Source organism: Paraburkholderia sp. CI2, assembly GCF_014201055.1.
GTDB classification, from domain to species: domain Bacteria; phylum Pseudomonadota; class Gammaproteobacteria; order Burkholderiales; family Burkholderiaceae; genus Paraburkholderia; species Paraburkholderia tuberum.
In genome coordinates, this window is the sequence record NZ_JACHDL010000024.1 from 100,913 (window position 1) to 123,674 (window position 22,762).

A 22,762-nucleotide genomic window follows, 5' to 3' on the forward strand; every position below is an offset into this window, starting at 1 on the left:
CACAGGCAGCCGCCGCGCGCCCGTTGCATGAAGACCCAGGCAGACCCGAGCTCTAGCTCGACAATCAGAACAGGAAAGGGAAATCATGTCGCATGCGTTGCCCGACCGGTTGCTGCCCGGCTCGCCGTATCCGCTCGGCGCGAACTGGGATGGGCTGGGCGTCAACTTCGCGGTGTTCTCGGCCAATGCGCAGAAAATCGAGCTATGCCTGTTCGACTCAACCGGCCGCAAGGAGATTCGCCGCTTCACCATGCCCGAATGCACCGACGAGATCTGGCACGGCTATCTGCCGAACGCGCATCCGGGCACCGCGTACGGCTTTCGCGCGCATGGGCCGTATCAGCCGCATTTCGGGCATCGTTTCAATCCGCACAAGCTGCTGCTCGACCCGTATGCGCGCAAGCTCGTCGGGCAGTTTCGCTGGTCCGACGCGCTGTTCGGCTATCGCGTGCATTCGAATCGCGCGGACCTTTCGATCGACCGGCGCGATTCCGCGCCCGCGATGCCCAAGTGCGTCGTGATCGACGAGGCGTTCGACTCGTCGCACGACAGGCGGCCCGACGTGCCGTGGGGCGAGACCGTGATCTACGAAACGCACTTGCGCGGCGCGTCGATGCTGCGCTCTGATCTGCGCCAGCATGAACGCGGCACGTTCGCGGCGCTCGCGTCGCCGGAGTTCGTCGAGCATTTGCTGAAGCTCGGCGTGACCGCGGTCGAGCTGCTGCCCGTGCACGCGTTTCTGAACGACCGCTTCCTCGTGGAGCGCGGCCTGCGCAATTACTGGGGCTACAACACGGCAGCGTTCTTCGCGCCGGAGCCGACCTATCTGAGCACGCACCGGCTCGACGAAATGCGCATCGCCGTGCGCCAGCTGCACGCGGCCGGCATCGAGGTGATTCTCGACGTGGTCTACAACCACACTTGCGAAAGCAATGAGATGGGCCCGACCATTTCATGGCGCGGCCTCGACAATGCCAGCTATTACCGGCTGATTCCCGGCGACGAGCGTCACCATATCAACGACACGGGCTGCGGCAACACGGTCAATCTGCCGCATCCGCGCGTGCTGCAGATGGTGATGGATTCACTGCGCTACTGGTCGACCGCGTTCAATATCGACGGCTTCCGTTTCGATCTCGGCGTGACGCTCGGGCGCGAAAGCCACGGCTTCGATCCGGGCTCGGGCCTGTTCGACGCGTTGCGCCAGGACCCGGTGCTATCGCAACGCAAGCTGATTTCCGAGCCATGGGATCTCGGCCCTGGCGGCTATCAGCTCGGCAATCATCCGCCGGGATTCAGCGAATGGAACGACCGTTTCCGTGACACGGTGCGACGTTTCTGGCGTGGCGATGCCGGCCTGCGGCCCGACCTCGCCGCGCGCCTGACCGGTTCGGCCGATCTGTTCAACCGGCGGCATCGCAAGCCGTGGGCGTCGATCAACTTCGTCACGTCGCATGACGGCTTCACCTTGGCCGATGTCACCGCGTACGAGCAGAAGCACAACGAAGCCAACCTGGAAGACAACAACGACGGCCACAACGAGAATTGCAGCCGCAATTGGGGTCTCGAAGGCGCGACCGACGACCCCGCGATCCTCGCGACCCGCCGTCGGGTGTCGCGCTCGCTGATCGCGACAGTGATGCTCGCGCTCGGCACGCCGATGCTGCTGGCCGGCGACGAAGCGCTGCGCACGCAGCGCGGCAACAACAATGCGTACTGTCAGGATAACGACCTATCCTGGATCGACTGGGACCTCGCGGATTCGCCGGAAGGTCAGCGCATGACCGAGTTCGTCGCGCGCGTGATCGGGTTGCGCAAGCGCCATCCGCTGCTGCGTGAAACGCGCTTTCTGTTCGGCGACCGCGAAGTGCTGCCCGGCCTGTTCGACGTCGGCTGGTTCGACGAACACGGCGATCCGCTGACGATCGAAGCGTGGCAGGACCCGGAGGGACGCGCGTTCACGTTGCGTCGCGCGGGTCCGGGCCTGAATGGCGAAACCGAAGTATTGTTACTGATGCTCAACGCTCACGAGGAACCGCTGCAGTTCGCGCCTCCCGCGCCGCACCTGGAATGGCATGTGCTGTTAGACACGGCCGATCCGGAACGCGCGCCGCAGCGGCTCGCGACGGCCGAACTCGAGGTCGCCGCGCACGGCCTCGTGATACTCGCCGCGCAACCGACCGGTGAAGCGGATTGGCAAGCCGGCTGGGTGGCTGGCGCGCAGCACGGGCCGCGGCTGTTGACCGCGCTGCCGCCCGATCCGGGCGCGCAGACCGCAAACGACGATGGTTCGCAATGAACGATGCACTGCGGCGACCTGGTTCGAGCGTGGACAAATCGCACCGCAGCCCGGGTGGCAAGAATGTTGCGTCGCAATGCCTGCTTGCGTTGCGTCGCATTGCCGTCCAGGCTCGTTAGCAGATTCGAATGGTGAAGACATGTCTGAAAGTCCGATTGATCCTCACACGCATCGTCACGCGCACTGCCTGCCGTTCAGCGCGCAGTTGATCGGCGCGAGCGGCCAGCGACCGCGCACGCGGTTCCGTTTTTGGGCACCGTCGTGCAACAGCGTGCAGGTGGTCGTCGAAAACGGCCCCGCGCAAGGCGCGCACGACATGGCTCCGACCGGCAACGGCTGGTTCGAGACCACCGTCGAGAGCGGCGCGGGCACGCTGTATCGGTTCCAGCTCGACGACGGGCAGGCGGTGCCCGATCCGGCCTCGCGGTTCCAGCCGCGGGACGTGCACGGCCCGAGCGAGGTCATCGATCCGCGCGCCTACCATTGGGAACACACCGAATGGCACGGGCGGCCCTGGGAAGAAACGGTGCTGTACGAATTGCACGTCGGTGCGATGGGCGGGTATGCGGGCGTGCAAAAGCGCCTGCCCGAGCTCGCCGCGCTCGGCGTCACCGCCATCGAACTGATGCCGTTGAACGACTTTCCCGGTCGTCGCAACTGGGGTTACGACGGCGTGTTGCCGTACGCGCCCGACTCCGCATACGGCCGCCCCGAAGAACTGAAGGCGCTGATCGACGCCGCGCACGGTGTGGGCCTGATGGTGTTTCTCGACGTCGTCTACAACCACTTCGGACCGGACGGCAACTATCTGCATACTTACGCGGAGCCGTTTTTCCGCGCAGGCGTGAACACGCCGTGGGGCCCCGCGATCGACTTCGAGCGCAGCGAAGTCAGCGACTTCTTCACCGACAACGCCGTCTACTGGATCAACGAGTACCGCTTCGACGGACTGCGCTTCGATGCGGTGCATGCGATCGACAATTCCGGGTGGCTGCGCGAGCTGTCGGACCATATCCGCGCGCGCGTGCAGCAGGGCCGTCACGTGCATCTGGTGGTCGAAAACGAGCACAACAGCGCGAGCCTGCTCGACGCGCATTTCGACGCGCAATGGAACGACGACGCGCACAACACGCTGCACGTGCTGCTGACCGGCGAAACCGAAGGCTATTACCACGCGTATGCCAACGAACCGATTCGCCGGCTCGCGCGAGTGCTGGCCGAAGGCTTCGCGTATCAGGGCGAGCCGTCGCCGCTGCACGATGGTGCGCCGCGTGGCGAAGCGAGCGCGCATCTGCCGCCGACGTCGTTCGTGATGTTTTTGCAGAACCACGATCAGATCGGCAACCGTGCATTCGGCGAACGTCTGCGCAAGCTGACCTCGGATGACGCGCTGCGCGCCGCGACCGCGTTGCTGTTGCTGTCGCCGCAAATTCCGCTGCTGTTCATGGACGAGGAGCATGGTTCGACGCAACCGTTCCTGTTTTTCACCGATTACACCGGCGATCTCGCCGACGCCGTGCGCGAAGGGCGGCGCCGCGAATTCGCCCGCTTTGCCGCGTTCAGCGATGAGAAACGCCGCGCACAGATTCCCGATCCGAACGATGCCCAGACCTTCGCCGCCTCGTCGCCACCCGCGCCCGATGTAAAGCCGACGCCGGATCGGCTCGACTGGATGCATTACTACAAGTCCGCGCTCGCGGTGCGCGCGAAGCTGATCACGCCGCGCCTGAAACATACGAAGGCGTGCGGCGCGACCGTGCTGCGCGATGCCGGTGGCGGCGACGCGAACGCGCTGATCGCGCGCTGGAAACTCGGCGACGGCGAAACGCTGTCGATCGCGCTGAATCTGTCGCAGCAGAACGCCGCGTTCGACGCCATCCCCGACGGCAAGATCATTTTCGAAACACCGCCGCGCGCGCGCGAACAGGCCGAAGCGCGGGTGTTGCCCGCGCATGCGTGCATTGCGTGGCTGACCGGCGACATCAACGAATTCGCGAGCCGCCACGATGCGCGCATCGCATCGCACGAGGAGCAGCGCGCGTGACGACCCGACGCCCCAACGACAGGCTCGCCGCGCTCGCCACCCGCGCAGGCTTCGAGGTGGAGTGGCAGGACGCGCACCACAATACGCAACACGTGCCCGAAAAGACACTTGGCACGCTGCTCGCACGCATGGGTCTGCCGTGCGGCAACGCCACGGATATCCGCCACAGCGCCGCTGCTCTGGAGGCCGAACTATCGGGCCGCCGGCTGCCGCCGCTGATGACCGCGGTGATCGGGCGCGGCATCGCGCTGCCCGCGGCCGCGGTCAGGTCGGGCAGCCATTACCGGATCGAGCTGGAGAGCGGCTCGATCATCGACGGCCGCTTCACCGCACCGAAAGGCGAGGAAGCGCTGCTCGCGCCGATCGACGAAACCGGCTATCACACGCTCGTGATCAACGACCAGCGCATGACGCTCGCGGTCGCGCCGCCGCGCTGCTACACCGTCGCCGACGCGTGGCGCACGCTGCACGGCGGCGGCGGCGGCGGCGGAGAAGGCGAACGCGAAGCCGCGCCGCCACTGTGGGGCATCGCCGCGCAACTGTATGGCTTGCGCCGCACCGGCGACGGCGGTATCGGCGATTACACGGCGCTCGCGCAACTTGCGCGGCACGGCGCGCAGCGCGGCGCGCACGCGCTCGCCGTCAGTCCGACCCACGCGATGTTCAGCGCGCAGCCCGAGCGCTTCAGCCCGTACGCGCCGTCGTCGCGTTTATGGCTCAACGTCACGCATATCGATCCGGCCGCGGTGTTCGGCGCGGATGCGTCCGCGTCCGCATCGGCGCCGGCCGGCAACGCGTGGTCCAAATATGAAGAGCTGCCGCTGATCGATTGGCCGCACGCGACCCCGCTGAAGCTCACGGTTTTGCGCGCGCTGTACGAGCAGTTCAGCGCCAACGAGCGCCCGCAGCACTCGCCGCGCGCGCTCGAATTTCACGGCTTCTGCGAACGCGCGGGGCGCGCGCTCGAAGATCATGCGCGCTTCGAAGCGCTGCAGGCCGCGCAGCTCGCGCAAGGCGGCGACGGCCATTGGCGCAACTGGCCCGATGCGTTGCGCGACCCACGCAGCCCCGAAGTCGAGGCGTTCGCCGCCGCGCATCGCGACGAGGTCGACTTTCATCTGTTCCTGCAGTGGCTGGCATCGCGCGGGCTGTTGCACGCTCAGCACACCGCGCGCGAAGCCGGCATGGCGGTCGGCCTGATCGCCGATCTCGCGGTTGGTTGCGACAGCGCCGGCAGTCATGCATGGTCCTATCCCGACGACATGCTGCAGGGCGTGTCGGTCGGCGCGCCGCCCGATCTCTTCAACCAGGCCGGCCAGTCGTGGGGACTCACGACCTTTTCGCCGCGCGCGATGCGCACGCAAGGCTTCGCCGCGTTCATCGACATGCTGCGCGCGGCGTTCGCGCATGCCGGCGGCATCCGCATCGATCACATCCTCGGCTTGCGGCGTCTGTGGCTCGTGCCCGAAGGCGAAAGCGCGCGCAATGGCGCGTATCTGCGCTATCCGCTCGAAGACCTGCTGCGGCTGATCGCGCTCGAATCGTGGCGGCATCGCGCGATCGTGATCGGCGAGGACCTCGGCACCGTGCCGTCCGGGTTTCGGGAGCGGCTCGACGAGCACGGCATCGAGGGGATTCGCGTGCTGTGGTTCGAAGGCGCCCCCGACGGCAACGGCTTCAAGGCGCCGGCCGATTGGGACCGCTACGCGGTCGGCACGACGACCACGCACGATCTGCCGACCGTCGCCGGCTGGTGGCGCGGCAGCGACATCATGTGGCGCAACCGCATCGGCCAGACGATGGCGCGCGCCGACGGGCGCGATCCCGAGGAAGCGGCGCTCGAAGAGCGCGCGCAGCAGCGCGCCGACTTGTGGCGCGCGTTCCAGCAAGCGGGCGTGGCCGCGCCCGATGTCGCGCCGCCGGACGCCGACAACGCGCCGGTCGACGAAGCGCTCGCATTCGTCGCCGCGACACCCGGGCCGCTCGTCACGTTTCCGCTCGAAGACCTGCTCGCGCTCGACGAGCAGCCGAACCTGCCGGGCTCGATCGACGAACATCCGAACTGGCGCCGCCGCATGACGCTGCCCGTCGACGCGATGTTCGACGACCCCGTGTTCACCGACCGCCTGCTGGCCGTCGACGGCGCGCGCCGCGCCGCCGCGCGTTCATCCAACACTTCCGCGGAGCCTGACACGCCATGACCGTTCCACGCTCCACACTGCGCCTCCAGTTCCATCGAGGCTTCACGTTCGACGACGCCGCGCGGCACATCGACTACTTCGCCGCGCTCGGCATCAGCCACCTGTACGCGTCGCCGATCACGACGGCCGAGCCCGGCTCGATGCACGGCTACGACACCGTCGACTACACCGAGGTCAGTGCCGAATACGGCGGCGAGTCGGGCCTGAAGCACCTCGTCGACACGCTGCGCGCGCACGACATGGGGCTCATCGTCGACATGGTGCCGAATCATATGGGCGTCGGCGGGTCGAGCAACGCGTGGTGGCTCGACATCCTCGAATGGGGCCGCCACAGCGCGTATGCGCGTCATTTCGACGTCGACTGGCATTCGCCCGATCCCGCGCTGCGCGGCAAGGTGCTGCTGCCGACGCTCGGCGCGTCGTACGGCGAAGAACTGGCGGCGGGCCGCATCGGGCTGCATTTCGCGGCCGACAGCGGACGCTTTCATATCGGCTACGGTCCGCACGTGTTCCCGATCTGCCCGGTCGATTACGCGGCCATCCTGCAAGGCGCCGACCGCGCCGATCTGAGCGTGCTCGCGAATCGCTTTCAGGGGCTCACCACGCAGCCCGCCGATCAGGCGCGCGCCGCCGAGGCGCGTGACGCGCTGCGCGAGTTCGTCGCGCGCGAAGGCGAGTCGGCGATCGAGTTCGTGCTGGAGACTTACGCGCCTGAGGATCCGGTCACGCGCGACCGGCTGCATCGGCTGATCGAGCGGCAGCATTTCCGGCTCGCGTGGTGGCGCACCGCCTCCGACGAAGTGAACTGGCGGCGCTTCTTCGACATCTCGACGCTCGCCGGCGTGCGCGTCGAGCGGCCCGAGGTGTTCGAGGCGGTGCACGCGCTGATCTTTCGCCTCTATCGCGAAGGGCTCGTCGACGGCTTGCGGATCGATCACATCGACGGGCTCGCCGAGCCGCGCGAATACTGCCAGCGTTTGCGCCAACGGCTCAGCGAGTTGCGCGACACCGCGCCGTATGTGGTGGTGGAGAAGATTCTCGGCCGTGGCGAGCCGTTGCGCGACGACTGGCCCGTCGACGGCACGACGGGCTACGACTTCATGAACGACGTCGGCGCGCTGCTGCACGATCCGGCCGGCGCGGACCCGCTCGCCGGTACGTGGGCCGAACTCACCGGCCGCAGCGCGCGCTTCGCCGATGAAGCGCACGCGGCGCGGCGCAAGATTCTCGCGGAAAACTTCTCCGCGGAACTGGACCGCGCGGCGCGCGCGCTGCATCGGATCGCACGCGATTCGCTGAGCACGCGCGACTTCACGTACCCGGCGCTGCGCCGCGTGCTGACCGAACTGGTCGTGCATTTCCCCGTGTACCGCATGTATCCGCCGGGCGGACTGCGCAGCGCCGCCGACAACGTCTATTTCGAGGAGGCGCTCGCGGGCGCGCGCGCTTCGCTGCCGCGCTCGGACCATGCGGCGCTCGAGCGCGTGAATGCGTGGCTCGGCGGCAGCGCCGAAGAGGCCCCGGCCGCGCGGCCCGGCGCGCAGTCGCAGCAGCAGGCGCAAGGCGGCGGAGCGTCGCCGCATGCGGGCTCGTCCCGGCGCAGCGCGCAAACGCTGTTTTCGCAGCTGACCGCGCCGCTCGCCGCCAAGGCGATCGAGGACACCGCGTGCTATCGCTACGGCCGTCTGCTGTCGCGCAACGAAGTCGGCTCGGACCCGGGCGAGTTCGCGCTGTCGGTGGAGCAGTTTCATGCGGGCAATCTCGAGCGCGCGCAACGTTTTCCTCATGCGATGCTTGCGACCGCCACGCACGATCACAAGCGCGGTGAAGACGTGCGCGCGCGGCTCGCGGTGCTCAGCGAGATCGCCGACGAATGGGGCGCGACGTTGCGCGCATGGTCGACGTTGAACGCGCCGCAGCGTCGAGCGCTCGACGGCACGCCGATCAACAGCGTGAGCCAGGACAAGAGCGACGCTTGGGCTCCCGGCCCCGCCGCCGAGGTGATGCTGTATCAAACGCTGGTAGGCTGCTGGCCGCCGCCGCTGCGCGCCGACGACGAAGCCGGCGTCAAGGAGCTAGCCGAGCGCGTCGCGCAATGGCAGTTGAAGGCGCTGCGCGAGGCGAAGCTGCAGACCAGCTGGCTTGCGCCCGACGAAGCCTACGAAGCCGGCTGCCGCGAATTCCTGTTCGGCATCCTTGCGCCGCAGCGGCGCGACGCCTTTCTGAAGGAGCTGTCGGCGTTCGTCGAGCGCATTGGTCGCGCGGGCGCGCTCAACAGCCTGCAGCAGACGGTGCTGCGTGTCGCGTCGCCCGGGATCCCAGATCTTTATCAAGGCACCGAGCTGTGGGACTTCAGCCTCGTCGATCCGGACAATCGGCGGCCCGTCGATTTCGCGAAACGCGAGGCGTGGCTGCCGCAGACGCAAACGCCGCCGTCGGAATTTCTGGCGGACTGGCGCGACGGGCGCGTAAAGCTCGCGGTGATCCAGCGCGTGCTGGCGTTGCGCGCGCATCTGCCGGAGCTACTGAGTCAGGGCGCGTATCTGCCGCTCACGGTGCGCGGCGCGCATGCGTCGAGTGTGATCGCGTTCGCGCGGCGGCATGGCAATGCGTGGGCCGTGGTGATTGCCAGCCGGTTGGCCGCGCGACTGCTTGGCGATGATGCTGGTCTGCCGCTCGTCGAGCCGGCGCAATGGGCGGATACGGCCATCGAAATGCCGCCCGATCTGTCGGCGCGTGCGCTGTTCGATTGGCTGAGCCCCGCCGCGCCGAAAGTCGACGATCACGGGCTGCTGTATCTGCGCGACGCGCTCGCCGCGATGCCGGTCGCGGTGCTGGTGGAGGATGGGGTGCCTCGAAGCTGAGGCGGCTAAAAAGGGTTGAAGCTTCGGGTTGGCTCGGCCCTCAACCGCCCTCGTCGTCGAACAGCTTCGGATACACGCGCACGAGCACGATGCGCGGTCCCTTCATCTTCTTGACCACGACGTCGAAGTCTTCGAACTCGACGCGCTGCCCTTCGCTCGGCAGATCGTTGAGCGCCTGGATCACGAGCCCGCCCACCGATTCGGCCTTGCCTTCCTCGATGTCGATACCCAGAGCACGTTCGAGCGACACCACCGGCAAGCTGCCCTTGCCCATCAGCGTGCCGTCGTCCATGCGGGTCCAGTCGGCGTCTCCCTGGCGGAATTCATCGTGGATCTGCCCGACCAGCGCGCCGAGCAGGTTGTCGAGCGTCAGGAAGCCGATCGGTTTCGCGTTCTTGTGGCCGACCAGCGCGAAGTGCGGCGCGCCCTTGCGAAAGCGCCGGAACAGTTCGAGCGCAGGCATGTCCGGCTTCACGTACTGCACGGGGCGGACGTAGCGCGACAGGTCGTCGAGCGTGCTGCCCGCCTGGCGCGCGAGCAGCAGGTCCTTCAGATGGATCATGCCGGCCACGCGTTCGCCGGATGCATCCTCGAATAGCGGATAGCGGCTGAAGCGGTGCCGCGCGACCACCTGCATGTTGTCGCGCAGCGGCAGATCGCGCCGCAGGCACACCATTTCATGCGACGGCCGCATCAGGTCCGATACGGTCATTCGCGAGAAGTCGAGCGAGTGCGCGATCGTGTTCCATTCGTCCTGGCTGTACGCGCCGGTCGACGCACCGAGTTCGCTCGCGACGTTCGCGCGGCGGCCGCGCAGGATCAGCTTGAGTTCCTCGGTCGAGTAACGCGAGTCGTGACCCTGGTCGGTATCGAGCCCCGCGGCCTTCAGCACCGCGTTCGCGCTCGTGTTGAGCAGCCAGATGGCCGGGTACATGGCCCAGTAGAAACCGTACAGCGGCGTCGCGGTCCACAGCGAAATTTTCTCCGCCTCGCGAATCGCGAGCGACTTCGGCGCGAGTTCGCCGACCACGATATGCAGGAACGAAATACACGAAAACGCGAAGAACAGTGAAATGCCATGCATCAGCTTCTCGGACTCGACGCCGATCACGGTGAAAAGCGGCATCAGCAGTTGCGCGAACGCCGGTTCGCCGATCCAGCCGAGGCCGAGCGACGCGAGCGTGATGCCGAGCTGACACGCCGACAGATACGCGTCGAGCTGTCCGTGCACCTTCGCGAGCAGACGCCCGCGCATGCCATGCTGGGTGGCAAGGCTTTGCACGCGGGTCTGCCGCAGTTTGACCAGACCGAATTCGGCGGCGACGAAAAAGCCGTTGAGTGCAACCAGAAACATTGCACCGATAAGAGCGACAACCTGGATCAAAGCGACGGGCTCCGGCAACAAAAGTTGTCAGTATAGGGGCTGAAAGATCGATGAAATCCTGATTGTGCGCCAACGCATTCGCGCGCGACGCTCATTTCGGCGCCGCCGCGCTGAACGGCACGCGCAGCACGAGCGTGGCGGGGGTCGCGGTGACGCCGTCCGCTTCCGTCGTATCGCTTTGCTCGAAGCTTCCGCCGTGCGCCTCCGCGACGCGTTTGCACAACGCGAACACCCACGCGATGCGCTTCGCCTCGCGCGGTTCGCCCGCCTGCTTGCGCGCGAACGCTTCGAGCACATGCGGCAGCGCGGCGTCGTTCAACGCGGCCTCGTTCGGCTCGTACGTGACGCTCGCATGCCATGTGCCGTTGTCCGCGCGCGCGGCCAGTGCGACCTCGGTGCCCCGCGCGCTCGCTTCGACGGCGAACGTCAGCATCAGCCACACCGCGGCGGCGAGCCGAGCGCGGTCGCCGTTCAGTTGCTCGGTGGCGATCTTCGAGTCGAGCCGCACTTCGACGCCGCGCGCGCGGGCGAGGCCGGCGCGGACTTCCTCGACGGTTTCGTCGAGCAGCGGATGCAGCGGAAAGGGTTCATACGTGAGCGCGAGCGATTTCGTTTCGGCGCGCGTCGCATCGACGATCGTCTCGAGCAGCTTCACCTGCTGATCGACGCCGCTGCGAATGCCGGTGATCGCGCGCTGTGAATTGGGATCGTTCGCGTCGAGCTTGCGCTCGAGCACGTACGCCCAGCTATGAATCGCATTCAACGGACCGCGCAGGTCGTGCGACACCAGCGACAGCACGTGATCGCGCATGAACAACGCGGTTTCCGCGCGCAGCAGCGCGCTGCGTTCGGTGATGACGAAGCCGGCCGACGCCGGCTGGGCGCCAGCAGTCCCGTTGGGTGACGTAGTCACGATCGAGTCCTCTCAGGCAATGCTGGATGATGGGGGGAAGCCCCATTATAGGCATCCCGTTCGGACCGACCAGTCGAGGCCGAATCGCAACGCGGAACGCAATCCGCATGCCATGCGCGGAGCCGGACCCGACTCCGCGATCGACGTCAACGCGCCTACAATGTCGGTTTTACGTTTTGATCTGAGGAGCAACGCATGTCGACTGTGACGACCGAATCCGGCCTGAAGTACGAAGATCTCGTGGAAGGCACCGGCGCCGAAGCCGTGGCCGGCAAGACCGTGACCGTGCATTACACGGGCTGGCTGACCGACGGCCAGAAGTTCGATTCGAGCAAGGACCGCAATGACCCGTTCGCGTTCGTGCTGGACGGCGGCATGGTCATCAAGGGCTGGGACGAAGGCGTGCAAGGCATGAAGGTCGGCGGCAAGCGCAAGCTGACCATTCCGCCGCAACTCGGCTACGGCGTGCGCGGCGCGGGCGGGGTGATTCCGCCGAACGCGACGCTCGTGTTCGAAGTCGAACTGCTCGAAGTCTGAGTCACGTCTGAGTATTGTCGTGAGCCACGCCGCCGTCACCGCCCCCAACGTTTCGCTGCGCTGCTATGGCGCGATCGAAGCGTCGGACGTGCACGACTTCCACCAGGTCGTGCTGGGGCTCGACGGCGCAATGGTGATGGCGGTTGACGGTGTCGCCGAGCAGATCGACGCCGGCTCCGCATGGCTGATCCCGGCCGGCGCGCGGCACGATTATGCGGGTGTCGGCACGAACCGGCAGCTCGTGCTCGATTTGCCTGCGGCGTCGCTGGCGGTGCCCGAGCGGTTGTTCGAGCGCGCGCGCGCCGTGGCCGTTGATCCATCGCTCGCACAGCTCGTGCACGCGATTGCCGCGCATGCTGCGGGCGGCGTGGGCGAAGCGCAAGATAATGCCTTCGGTCACCGTCGCTTTCATTGGGATGCTGCGGCACGCCTGGGCGCCGCGCTTGTCGCCGATTCCGGGGCACTTGCCGGTGTGCAGAGCGAAGGCGTTCGTCTCGATTTCGCGCGCATCGACCGCTGGCTGCGCGCGCATCTGTCCGAGCCGCTGAAGATCGCGGACCTCGCCGCGCACTGCGGCTTCGGCATGCGGCGTTTTCATCAACTGTTTATCGATGCGTTCGGCGAGACGCCGCATCGCTATTTGCAGCGGCTGCGGCTCGACACGTCGATCACGCTGCTTGCGGACGCGCGTCTTTCGTTGACCGATATCGCGCTCGAGATCGGCTTCGGCGATCAGAGCGCTTACACGCACGCGTTCACGCGGCGTTTCGGGCTGGCGCCCGGGCAGTGGCGCGCGTTGCGGCACTGAGCGCGGCGGAGGTGGCGCGGAGGGCTTTGAGACCCTTGAGGCCATTTGAAGCCTGTATGCCGCGCACAGGTTTTGCCCTGCCTGTCAGCTTTCGAGCCCACATTGCAGATCCGCACGGATATCGCCCGCGTTTTCAAGCCCCACCGCAAATTCGAGCCCCGGATAGAACACGCGATTGACGGCCGGATGCGAGTCGAGCCAGCGCGCGATTTCGAGCACATTCGCCGACTGCTTCTCGACGCGCAGCGACAACGTTTCCATGCCTTTCAACAGTACCCACGCGTTGAACGCGGACAGCGTCGGCCCGGCGCTGCGTACGAACGGAAACACCTTTTCCATGATGATTTTCTTCGAACCGACCAGCGCGCCGCCGAGCACACGGCCCTGGCCGTCGAGGAAGCTGGTCGCAGAATGCATGACGACGTCCGCGCCGAGCTTCAGCGGCTGCTGCAACGCCGGGCTGCAGAAGCAGTTATCGACGACGAACAGCGCATTCGCGTAATGCCGAACTTGCTGAAGATCTGCGAGAACATGCCGAGCGTCGAGCCGAACAGCGCCCGCGAGCTGACGAGGTGATCGCCCGCCTGCAACGTCGACATCACGACCGACATGATCGCGGCCATGCCTGAAGCCGTCGCGATGCAAGCCTCGCCGCCTTCGAGTTTGGTTCTGGTCTCCAGGTTTCCGTGGCTGCCTCCGCGGCTAAATAAGGCAGCAACAAAAAAGCCCGCTTTTGCGTCGGCATAAGCGGGCTTCATGTGCGGGGAGGCTGGAGCCAGGGCGGACGACTGTCGCGTTCCGCCCTTCGCTTTAGCTGTTTCGGGTTGCCCCGCGTCCGCAAGCTGAGATCAAATCGACGCAAGCCAACATGTTAATGCGCTCGGGGCGCGGTGTGTACGCTCAACCCACCGACAGTTGCAGATGCAGCTGCGAACGCGCCGGGCCGCCACCGTCGATCGCTTCGCTCGCGGCATCGCGATCCGATTGCGACGACGGCGCGAGACGCGCGCTTTCGATGCGGTCGAGGTATTCGGTCGTGATGTCGCCGGTCACGTAGTTGCCGTCGAAGCACGAAGCCTCGAACTCCTTCAGCGCCGGATTGATATCGCGCACCGCCTGCTTCAGCGCATCGACGTCCTGATACACGAGGTGGTCCGCGCCGATCATGCGCGCAACTTCCTCGTCCGAGCGGCCGTGCGCGACCAGTTCGCCGCGCGTCGGCATATCGATGCCGTAGACGTTCGGGAATTTCACCGGCGGCGCCGCCGACGCGAAAATCACCTTGTTCGCGCCCGCATCGCGCGCCATCTGCACGATTTCATGCGACGTCGTGCCGCGCACGATCGAGTCGTCGACGATCAGCACGTTCTTGCCCTTGAACTCGATGTTCATCGCGTTCAGCTTCTGGCGCACCGACTTCTTGCGCACCGCCTGTCCCGGCATGATGAAGGTACGGCCTACATAGCGGTTCTTGAAGAAGCCCTCGCGATACTCGACGCCGAGCTTCTTCGCGACCTGCATCGCGGCCGGGCGCGACGAATCGGGAATCGGCATCACCACGTCGATTGCGACGTCGGGCAGCTCGCGCCTGATCTTCTCGGCGAGGTAGTCGCCCATGCGCAGACGCACGTTGTAGACCGGCACGCCGTCGAGCACCGAATCCGGACGCGCCAGATACACGAGTTCGAAGATGCAGGGGTTCAGGCTCGTGGTCGTCGCGCATTGCTGCGAATGCAGCTGGCCTTCGGCGTCGATGAAAATCGCCTCGCCCGGCTGCACGTCGCGCACGAATTCGAAACCGACACCTTCGATCGCCACCGATTCCGACGCCAGCATCCACTCGACGCCGTCAGCCGTTTCCCGTTTGCCGAGGCACAGCGGACGGATGCCGAACGGGTCGCGGAGACCAAGCAGGCCGTAGCCAGCGATCAACGCGACGATCGCATACGAGCCGCGCACCCGGCGATGCACGCCCGACACCGCCTTGAACAGCGCGGCCGGATCGAGCTGCAGACCCGAGCTCGACAGTTGCAGCTCGTGCGCGAGCACGTTGAGCAGCACTTCGGTATCGGAATTGGTGTTCACGTGGCGGCGATCGATGCGGAACATCTCATCTTTCAGCTGCTGCCAGTTGGTGAGGTTGCCGTTATGCGCGAGGATGATGCCGAACGGCGCGTTCACGTAGAACGGCTGCGCTTCTTCTTCGCTCGACGCCGAACCGGCGGTCGGGTAACGGACCTGGCCGATGCCCGTCGTGCCCGGCAGGCTGCGCATGTTGCGCGTGCGGAACACGTCGCGCACCATGCCGTTGGCCTTGTGCATGTGGAAATTGCTGCCGTTCGCCGTCGCGATGCCGGCGGCATCCTGACCGCGATGCTGCAGAAGCAGCAGGCTGTCATAGATCAGCTGGTTGACCGGGGAATGGGAAACTACGCCTACGATGCCGCACATGGCATGTCCTTCAAAGGTACGAAATTCGTGATGGCGACCGGTGCCTGCGACCGCGCCCGCGCTTTCATGCGACGGCACGCGCTACGACGTCAAGGCAGCCGGTATGCGCCGGAGTCCTGTTGCGCATTGCTCGGGGCGCCCGAATCGTCCACATGGACGTAAGCGGCGAGCGCCTCGGGGAGCAGCGGTTTCATTGCGCGTACGCCCGCAACCGCATACGGACGAAGCAGCGCGTTGCGCCAGAATTCCTCTTTGGGCAGTTCGGTCAAGCCTGCGAGGGCGACCAGAATCAGCACCAGAACGACCCCACGCACGAGGCCGAACATCAAACCGAGCGAGCGGTCCGCACCACCCAGTCCCGTGACCTGCACGAGGCGGCTGAGCAGCGCGCTCACCACGCTCGTGACCAGCACTACGCCGATCACCACGAGCGAAAAAGCCAGCAGCCACTGCGTCAACGCGCCGCCCGGCCAGGTAGACGGGATATACGGGACCACGTAGCCCACGAACTCGCAAGCGATGAAAAACGCCGCGACCCAGCCGATCAAACCAAACACTTCCGACAGCAAACCGCGCCAGGCGCCTCGCAGCGCCGACAAACCGATCACCGCCATTACAGCGTAGTCGAAGGCAGTGAACATCGCTCGCTTACTGTGCTCTGCCGCCGTTCGAGCCCGACACGAGGCCCGCCTCGCGGACCTTCGCGACAGCGGCGGTGGCCGCGGCGCGGTCGGCGAACGGGCCTGCACGCAGCAATGTCAGCGTCGAGCCGTCGGCTTGCTTCCTATGTTCCGTATATGTGGGCACGCCTGCCGCTTTCAACTTCGCGGCCCAATTGCGCGCGTTCGCTTCGTTCGAGAAGGCGCCGAGCTGCACCGCGAAACGGTTGCCCGGCGGCGAGGCCGGCGTGCCGGAGTTCGCGTCGGCGCTGGCGGTGGCCGGGTTCGCTTCGTCGTCGGTCGACGCCGACGGTGTGGTGGCGGGTGCCTTCGTCTGTTTGGCGGGGACAGCAGGCGCGGTGTTGGCTGCGAGCGATTGCGTTTGCGGCTTCGCGGCGGGCTTCGGCGTCGCGGCGGTAACAGCGCCAGTTGCGGCGGAGGGAGTCGCGCCTTGTTTCGCTGCGGTCGATTGCGTCGATTGCGTCGATTTGGCGGCGGAGGCCGAGGCTGCCGCCGTGGTCGCCGCGCTCGTTGCCGGCGCGAGGCCGGACGCAGCCACGCCCGTGTCGGCGGCCGACGGATTGTCCAGCGCGACGCCGGCCTGCACGTCTTCGTTGGCAGTGGATCTGGAGAGCTTCGGCGCGGGCCGGTTCGGAATGTCGATCGAGATGTCGTCGGTGACGGGCTTGGGGTGCGAGTCCAACACCATCGGCAGGATGATCACCGCCGCGACAACCAGTGCGATTGCGCCGACGAGCCGGCGGCGCGCGCGCTGCTTTTCCGGCAGCGTGGGGTCGAGCAGCATTGCATCTGCATCGACGGTGCGCTCGGTGCGGCGGGTTCGCCGCTCGACGCGTTCACCCCGGGTGGCCCGATTGGAACTGGTGTTTGCGCCGCGCCGGCTGGGCGCGTCGTCTTTCTTGCCGAACGAGAAAATTCCCATGAATCGCTTGGTTCGAGCCTGGTGCCCGCTCAGTGTTGCTGCGATTTCCGGTAGGCCATCACACCCGCTACCGTATAGAAACTGCCGAAAACGACGATTCTATCATTCTCTGACGCACGTTTTAGCGCGCCCTGGAAAGCCTGCGCCGGCGTCGCATAACGCATGACGCTGCTGTCGGCGCCATCTTCCACGCCCAGCTCGCGCAACACGGTTTCCAGCTCTTGCGCGGACGCGGCGCGCGGGGTCGGCAGATCGGTCACGCACCAGTGATCGATCTCGCCTTTCAGATGACTTAGCACGCCGGCGATGTCCTTGTCGCGCATCGCGCCGAACACCGCGTACGTGTACGGGAAAAAGCCCATGTTGCCGAGGTTTTGCCCGAGCACCGCGGCGGCATGCGGATTGTGGCCGACGTCGAGCACGATGGACGGCTTGCCCGGCAGTACCTGGAAACGGCCCGGAAGATCCACGTTGGCGATGCCGAGCCGGATGTCCTGCGCGGACACCGGCAGACGGTCGCGCAAAGCTTCGAGCCCGGCCAGCGCCGCCGACGTGTTGATCAGCTGATTCGCGCCGCGCAGCGATGGATACGCGAGCGCCGAGCGCCGCAGCGTCGGGCCGACATAGCTCCACTGCTGTCGCTCGCTGCCGGCCTGGCCTTCGTAACGGAAATCGCGGCCGAACAACCACAATTGCGCCCCGATCTTTTCCGCGTGATCGATCAACGATTGCGGCGGCACCGGGTCCGCGCAAATCGCCGGCTTGCCCGGACGGAAGATACCGGCTTTTTCGAACGCGATTTTTTCGCGCGTGTCGCCGAGATAGTCGGTGTGGTCAATATCGATGCTCGTGATGATCGCGCAGTCGGTATCGAGGATATTGACCGCGTCGAGACGGCCACCGAGGCCCACTTCGAGAATCACCGCGTCGAGGCCGCGCGACGCGAACAGGCTCATGATCGCGAGCGTCGTGAATTCGAAGTAGGTCAGCGTGACCGGTTTGGCGAGGCTCTGGCGCGCGGCCTCGACGGCTTCGAAGTGCGGCAGCAGATCTGCGTCGCTTGCCATTGCCCCGTTGATGTGCGCGCGCTCGTTGAACGACAGCAGATGCGGCGACGTGTGGCAGCCGACCGTATAGCCCGCGCGCAGCAGGATCGCTTCGAGAATCGCGCAGGTCGAGCCTTTGCCGTTCGTGCCGCCGACCGTGATGATCGGGCACGCAAACGATAGCTGCATCGCATCACGCACCTGGGAGATTCGGCCCAAACCCATGTCGATGCCGACCGGATGCGCGGATTCAAGGTGCGTGAGCCACGCGTCGAGAGTGGGGAATGTCGTCATCGGGTGAATCTTGAGTGAGTCGCGGTAGTTCGGTTCTACAGTGCTGCGAAGGGTGCTGGTCAGGCGGTTGCGGTCGAGGGTCGCGGGTCGCCGGTCATGGGCGTAGGCCGTTGCGCGGTTTATGCGCACAAACCCGCGCCTTGAGCCGCGCCAGCTTCGGCTTCGACCGCTGCCGCATCGCAGGCGACGGTAATTATCCTGGAAATGACAGCGCGCCGCTTGATTGCTCACGCGGCGCGCTATTTTTTTGATTGCTTCTCTGGCTCCGCCGCGTCTTCGACAGCGCGGCGAAAGAGCGGCAAATGCGGTGCTGCCCGGCTTTTACGCGACCGCGTCCGCCGGCTGATGGCTCAACAGCGCCAGTAATTGCGCGATCTCTTCGCGCAGCTTGCGACGATCGACGATCATGTCGATCGCGCCCTTTTGCAGCAGAAACTCGGCGCGTTGGAAGCCTTCCGGCAGTTTCTCGCGCACGGTCTGTTCGATCACGCGCGGGCCAGCAAAGCCGATCAGCGCCTTCGGTTCGGCGATCACGACGTCGCCGAGGAATGCGAAACTCGCGGACACGCCGCCCATCGTCGGGTCGGTCAGCACCGAGATGAATGGCAGCCTGGCTTCCGCCAGCTTCGTGAGCATCGCGGTGGTCTTTGCCATCTGCATCAACGACAGCAAGCTTTCCTGCATCCGCGCGCCGCCCGAAGCGGTGAAGCAGATGAACGGCACTTTCTGTTCGAGCGCGTTCTGCGCGCCGCGCGCGAAACGCTCGCCGACCACCGAACCCATCGAGCCGCCCATAAACGAGAACTCGAAGTTCGCCACGACGACCGGCAGCGTGTGAATCGCGCCGCCCATCACGACCATTGCGTCGGTCTCGTCGGTTTCGTCCATCGCCTCTTTAATGCGCTCAGGGTACTTGCGGCTATCTTTGAACTTCAGCGCGTCGACCGGAACGATTTCCTGGCCGATTTCGTAGCGGCCTTCCGGATCGAGCAGGCTGTCGAGCCGCTCACGTGCGCCGATGCGCATGTGATGGTCGCACTTGGGGCAAACATGCAGATTGGCCTCGACGTCGTTGCGATACAGCACGGCTTCGCACGACGGGCACTTGATCCACAGGCCTTCCGGAATTCCCTTGCGGTTTTTCGGGTCGGTTTGTTTGATTTTCGGCGGCAGCAGCTTATCGAGCCAGCTCATAGGGAATCCTTCTGGGTCAGCAGTCGCGCGAACGGCGGGACGAGCCCGCCGCTCACGTTAACGCGACAAAAAATAACTGTTATCGGGCAGTCGCGACGCTATCGAGCGCCTCGCGCACCTCGGCAACGAAACGCGTGAGCGTCTCGGCAGCGGCGTCGGGCGCTGCCTGTTCGAGCAATTGAACGATACGGCTGCCGATCACGACGGCATCGGCCACCTCGCCCACCGCACGCGCCGTTTGCGCGTCGCGAATGCCGAAACCGACGCCCACCGGCAGGGGGACGCGCGACTTGATGGCCGGGATTTTACTCGCGATGCTGGAAACGTCCAGATTTGCGGCGCCGGTGACCCCTTTCAGCGACACATAGTAGACGTAGCCGCTGGCGATGCGGCCGACTTCGGCGATACGTTCGTCGGTTGAAGTCGGCGCGAGCAAAAAGATCGGATCGATCCCGGCAGATTGCATCTGTTCCGCGAAGTTTGCGCACTCTTCAGGCGGATAGTCGACCACCAGCACGCCATCGACACCGGCTTCCTTCGCGGCTTTCGCGAAGGCCTCGGCGCCCATTCGCTCGATCGGATTCGCATAGCCCATCAGCACGACCGGGGTTTTGTCGTCGGCTTCGCGGAAGCGTTTGACGTCGGCCAGCACATGGCGTAGCGACACGCCCTTCGCGAGCGCGCGTTCAGACGACTGCTGAATGACAGGACCGTCTGCCATTGGGTCGGAAAACGGCACGCCTAGTTCGATCACATCCGCGCCGCCGGCGGCGAGGGCGTGCATGAACTCGACCGTGCGAGCCGGGTCCGGGTCGCCAGCGGTCATGAACGGGATCAAGCCTTTCTTACCCTGGGCGGACAGCGCGGCAAACGTGTTCTTGATACGGGACATGGAAGTACTCTCGAATTAGGGCTATTGCGCGCCCATTGCCGCGCGCTTTTCAGCGAACTTAGCGGCGCATCTCGCGCTTTTCACTGCACTTCGGTCGACGGCTGCACTTTTGGCCTGGCTCGGGTCCGACGGGGCGCAGCAGGCGTAGCGGCGGCGCTGACGCGCTCGCGCGCTATCGCACAATAGCTCTCGTTGATCTCATAGCCGACGAATTCGCGCTGATGACGGACGCAAGCGACTGCGGTGGTGCCGCTGCCCATGAATGGGTCGAGCACGCGGCCGCCCTTCGGGCAGCTGGACAGTACCATCCGCTCGACGATTTCCAGAGGTTTCTGGGTTGGATGCGCAACGCGCTCGGCATGCTGCCGATGCAGACGCGATACCGACCAGACATCCTTCGGATTATAGCCAAGCTCCAACCACTTGCTTCCTTCGAACAACTTTCGCGAACGCGCCTTCTTCGTGACTGCATCGTACGGGATGCGGACGGGATCGAGATCGAAGAAGTAGTCCTTCGACACCGCGAAAAAACCGATGTTGTCATGCACTGACGTGAAGCGGCGCGTGGTGCCGCCCATACTCGGCACGCGCCGGTCCCAGATGATTTCGTTGACCATCGTGAGTTTCGTCTTCAGGAAACTGAAGATCTCCGGCGCGTATTGCCAGGTGCAGAAAATATAGAGCGACCCTGTTGGCTTGAGCTTCGGTACAGCGAGCTCGAGCCAGCCGCGCGTCCAGACGAGAAATTCCTCGCCCGTGCGCATGTCCGAGTCGTTGCCATAGTCCTTCCCCAACCCATAAGGCGGATCACAGACGATCAGGTCGATCGACTCATCGGGAATGTTCGCTACATCGGTTAGAAAATCGCGGTTTAACAGCTGAATGCCGGCCGGCACCTGCGCCAGCAGCGGTGCAGATGCCGCGGCCGCCGGGACTTCGGCGTCCGGATTCGTGGATTCAATCGCCGGCTGCGGCTCGTCGAACTCGTCGCGCATCGTCGCGGCTCAGAACTGGATACCCGATCGCTCAGCGACCGTGTGCATGTCCTTGTCGCCGCGGCCCGACAGGTTGACCAGCAGAATCTTGTCTTTCGACAAGGTCGGCGCGAGTTTCGTAGCGTAAGCGAGCGCGTGGCTCGACTCCAGCGCAGGAATAATGCCCTCGATGCGGCAGCAATCGTGGAACGCCTTCAGCGCTTCTTCGTCGGTGATGCCTACGTATTGAGCGCGATTGCTCTCTTTTAGCCACGCGTGCTCGGGGCCGACGCCCGGGTAGTCGAGGCCTGCCGACACCGAATGCGTCTCGATGATCTGGCCGTCTTCGTCTTGCAGCAGATACGTGCGGTTACCGTGCAACACGCCGGGACTACCGCCGATCAGCGATGCCGCGTGACGACCCGTTTCGAGGCCGTCGCCGGCCGCTTCGACGCCGATCAACTGCACGGAACTATCGTCGATATACGGGTAAAAGATCCCCATCGCATTCGAACCGCCGCCAACACACGCGATGACGGCGTCCGGCTGACGGCCAGCGAGTTCTGGCATCTGCACGCGGCATTCGTCGCCGATCACACGCTGGAAGTCGCGCACCATCATCGGGTACGGATGCGGACCCGCAACCGTGCCGATGATGTAGAACGTGTTTTCGACGTTGGTGACCCAGTCGCGCATCGCTTCGTTCAGCGCGTCCTTCAGCGTGCGCGACCCCGATTCGACCGGCACGACCGTCGCGCCGAGCAGTTTCATGCGATAAACGTTCGCGGCCTGGCGGCGCACGTCCTCGGCGCCCATGTAGACCACGCACTCCATACCGAAGCGCGCGCAGATTGTCGCCGTGGCCACGCCGTGCTGACCGGCGCCGGTTTCCGCGATCACGCGCGGCTTGCCCATGCGCTTGGCGAGCAGCGCCTGGCCGATCACGTTGTTGATCTTGTGCGCCCCCGTGTGATTCAGGTCTTCACGCTTCAGATAAACCTGCGCGCCGCCGAGCAATTCGCTCCAGCGCTGGGCGTGATAAATCGGGGACGGGCGACCGACGAAATACTTCAATTCGCGCTCGTATTCGGCGACGAACTCCGGGTCTTTCTGATATTTCTCGTACGCTTCACGCAACTCGTTGAGTGCGGAAAACAGCGTTTCGGCGACGAACACACCACCAAATTGGCCGAAGTGGCCTCTTTCGTCAGGCAAGTTGTACATGGTGATCACTCTTCTCAGGATGGCTCGCGGCTTTC

The 22,762-nt window shown here is 65.4% G+C and carries 16 protein-coding genes and 1 pseudogene; 6 read left to right on the plus strand and 11 right to left on the minus strand.

The window, feature by feature from the left end; translation table 11 throughout:
• Nucleotides 1-85 precede the first annotated feature (85 nt).
• The 4 genes from glgX (at nucleotide 86) to treY (ending at nucleotide 9,408) form a co-directional block, all read left to right on the plus strand.
• A complete protein-coding gene (gene glgX / locus HDG32_RS27655) occupies nucleotides 86-2,299 on the plus strand; it encodes a glycogen debranching protein GlgX (RefSeq protein WP_184072210.1) in 2,214 nt (737 codons plus the stop codon).
• 139 nt (nucleotides 2,300-2,438) lie between these two features.
• Nucleotides 2,439-4,343 (plus strand): malto-oligosyltrehalose trehalohydrolase, encoded by a 1,905-nt coding sequence (treZ, locus tag HDG32_RS27660; RefSeq protein WP_184072211.1) that lies wholly within the window; start codon nucleotides 2,439-2,441, stop codon nucleotides 4,341-4,343.
• Complete coding sequence (gene malQ, locus HDG32_RS27665) at nucleotides 4,340-6,544, plus strand: 4-alpha-glucanotransferase (RefSeq protein WP_184072212.1); 2,205 nt, start codon at nucleotides 4,340-4,342, stop codon at nucleotides 6,542-6,544. The genes treZ and malQ overlap by 4 nt, the downstream gene beginning before the upstream one ends.
• Nucleotides 6,541-9,408, plus strand: a complete 2,868-nt coding sequence (gene treY / locus HDG32_RS27670; protein WP_184072213.1) for a malto-oligosyltrehalose synthase — start codon at nucleotides 6,541-6,543, stop codon at nucleotides 9,406-9,408. Before malQ ends, treY begins: the two co-directional genes overlap by 4 nt.
• A gap of 40 nt (nucleotides 9,409-9,448) precedes the next feature.
• Here the strand turns inward: treY and HDG32_RS27675 are convergent, their stop codons facing one another.
• Together HDG32_RS27675 and HDG32_RS27680 are read right to left on the minus strand one after the other, a co-directional pair.
• Nucleotides 9,449-10,792 carry a hemolysin family protein gene (locus tag HDG32_RS27675; protein ID WP_184036049.1) on the minus strand — a complete coding sequence of 448 codons (1,344 nt, stop codon included), beginning with the start codon at nucleotides 10,790-10,792 and terminating at the stop codon, nucleotides 9,449-9,451.
• A gap of 91 nt (nucleotides 10,793-10,883) precedes the next feature.
• Nucleotides 10,884-11,705: a sensor histidine kinase KdpD gene (locus HDG32_RS27680; RefSeq protein ID WP_184072214.1), complete on the minus strand. Its 822-nt coding sequence runs from the start codon at nucleotides 11,703-11,705 to the stop codon at nucleotides 10,884-10,886.
• A gap of 195 nt (nucleotides 11,706-11,900) precedes the next feature.
• Here HDG32_RS27680 and HDG32_RS27685 point away from each other — a divergent pair, with 195 nt between their 5' ends.
• Together HDG32_RS27685 and HDG32_RS27690 are read left to right on the plus strand one after the other, a co-directional pair.
• A complete protein-coding gene (locus HDG32_RS27685; RefSeq protein WP_090808322.1) occupies nucleotides 11,901-12,242 on the plus strand; it encodes an FKBP-type peptidyl-prolyl cis-trans isomerase in 342 nt (113 codons plus the stop codon).
• Between the two features lie 19 nt (nucleotides 12,243-12,261).
• On the plus strand, nucleotides 12,262-13,050 hold the full coding sequence (locus HDG32_RS27690) for a helix-turn-helix domain-containing protein (protein WP_184072215.1): 789 nt from the start codon (nucleotides 12,262-12,264) through the stop codon (nucleotides 13,048-13,050).
• Between the two features lie 84 nt (nucleotides 13,051-13,134).
• Here HDG32_RS27690 and HDG32_RS27695 read toward each other — a convergent pair.
• The 9 genes and pseudogenes from HDG32_RS27695 to trpB all read right to left on the minus strand — a co-directional run bounded on the left by HDG32_RS27695 (nucleotide 13,135) and on the right by trpB (nucleotide 22,727).
• Nucleotides 13,135-13,808, minus strand: a pseudogene (locus HDG32_RS27695) (PLP-dependent transferase).
• Between the two features lie 142 nt (nucleotides 13,809-13,950).
• Entirely contained in the window at nucleotides 13,951-15,501 is a 1,551-nt protein-coding gene (purF, locus tag HDG32_RS27700) for an amidophosphoribosyltransferase (protein ID WP_090810350.1), read from the minus strand.
• Between the two features lie 89 nt (nucleotides 15,502-15,590).
• Complete coding sequence (locus tag HDG32_RS27705; RefSeq protein WP_090808318.1) at nucleotides 15,591-16,142, minus strand: CvpA family protein; 552 nt, start codon at nucleotides 16,140-16,142, stop codon at nucleotides 15,591-15,593.
• A 7-nt stretch (nucleotides 16,143-16,149) separates the two neighbouring features.
• Nucleotides 16,150-17,103: an SPOR domain-containing protein gene (locus HDG32_RS27710; RefSeq protein WP_184072216.1), complete on the minus strand. Its 954-nt coding sequence runs from the start codon at nucleotides 17,101-17,103 to the stop codon at nucleotides 16,150-16,152.
• Nucleotides 17,104-17,132: 29 nt separating this feature from the next.
• On the minus strand, nucleotides 17,133-18,443 hold the full coding sequence (gene folC, locus HDG32_RS27715) for a bifunctional tetrahydrofolate synthase/dihydrofolate synthase (RefSeq protein ID WP_184072217.1): 1,311 nt from the start codon (nucleotides 18,441-18,443) through the stop codon (nucleotides 17,133-17,135).
• A gap of 321 nt (nucleotides 18,444-18,764) precedes the next feature.
• Nucleotides 18,765-19,637, minus strand: a complete 873-nt coding sequence (gene accD, locus HDG32_RS27720) for an acetyl-CoA carboxylase, carboxyltransferase subunit beta (protein ID WP_090808311.1) — start codon at nucleotides 19,635-19,637, stop codon at nucleotides 18,765-18,767.
• Nucleotides 19,638-19,716: 79 nt separating this feature from the next.
• Nucleotides 19,717-20,529 (minus strand): tryptophan synthase subunit alpha, encoded by an 813-nt coding sequence (gene trpA / locus HDG32_RS27725; RefSeq protein WP_184036040.1) that lies wholly within the window; start codon nucleotides 20,527-20,529, stop codon nucleotides 19,717-19,719.
• Between the two features lie 80 nt (nucleotides 20,530-20,609).
• A complete protein-coding gene (locus HDG32_RS27730; protein WP_184072218.1) occupies nucleotides 20,610-21,524 on the minus strand; it encodes a site-specific DNA-methyltransferase in 915 nt (304 codons plus the stop codon).
• 9 nt (nucleotides 21,525-21,533) lie between these two features.
• Nucleotides 21,534-22,727, minus strand: coding sequence for a tryptophan synthase subunit beta (trpB, locus tag HDG32_RS27735; protein WP_184036034.1), 1,194 nt, complete (start codon nucleotides 22,725-22,727; stop codon nucleotides 21,534-21,536).
• Between the last annotated feature and the right edge of the window lie 35 nt (nucleotides 22,728-22,762).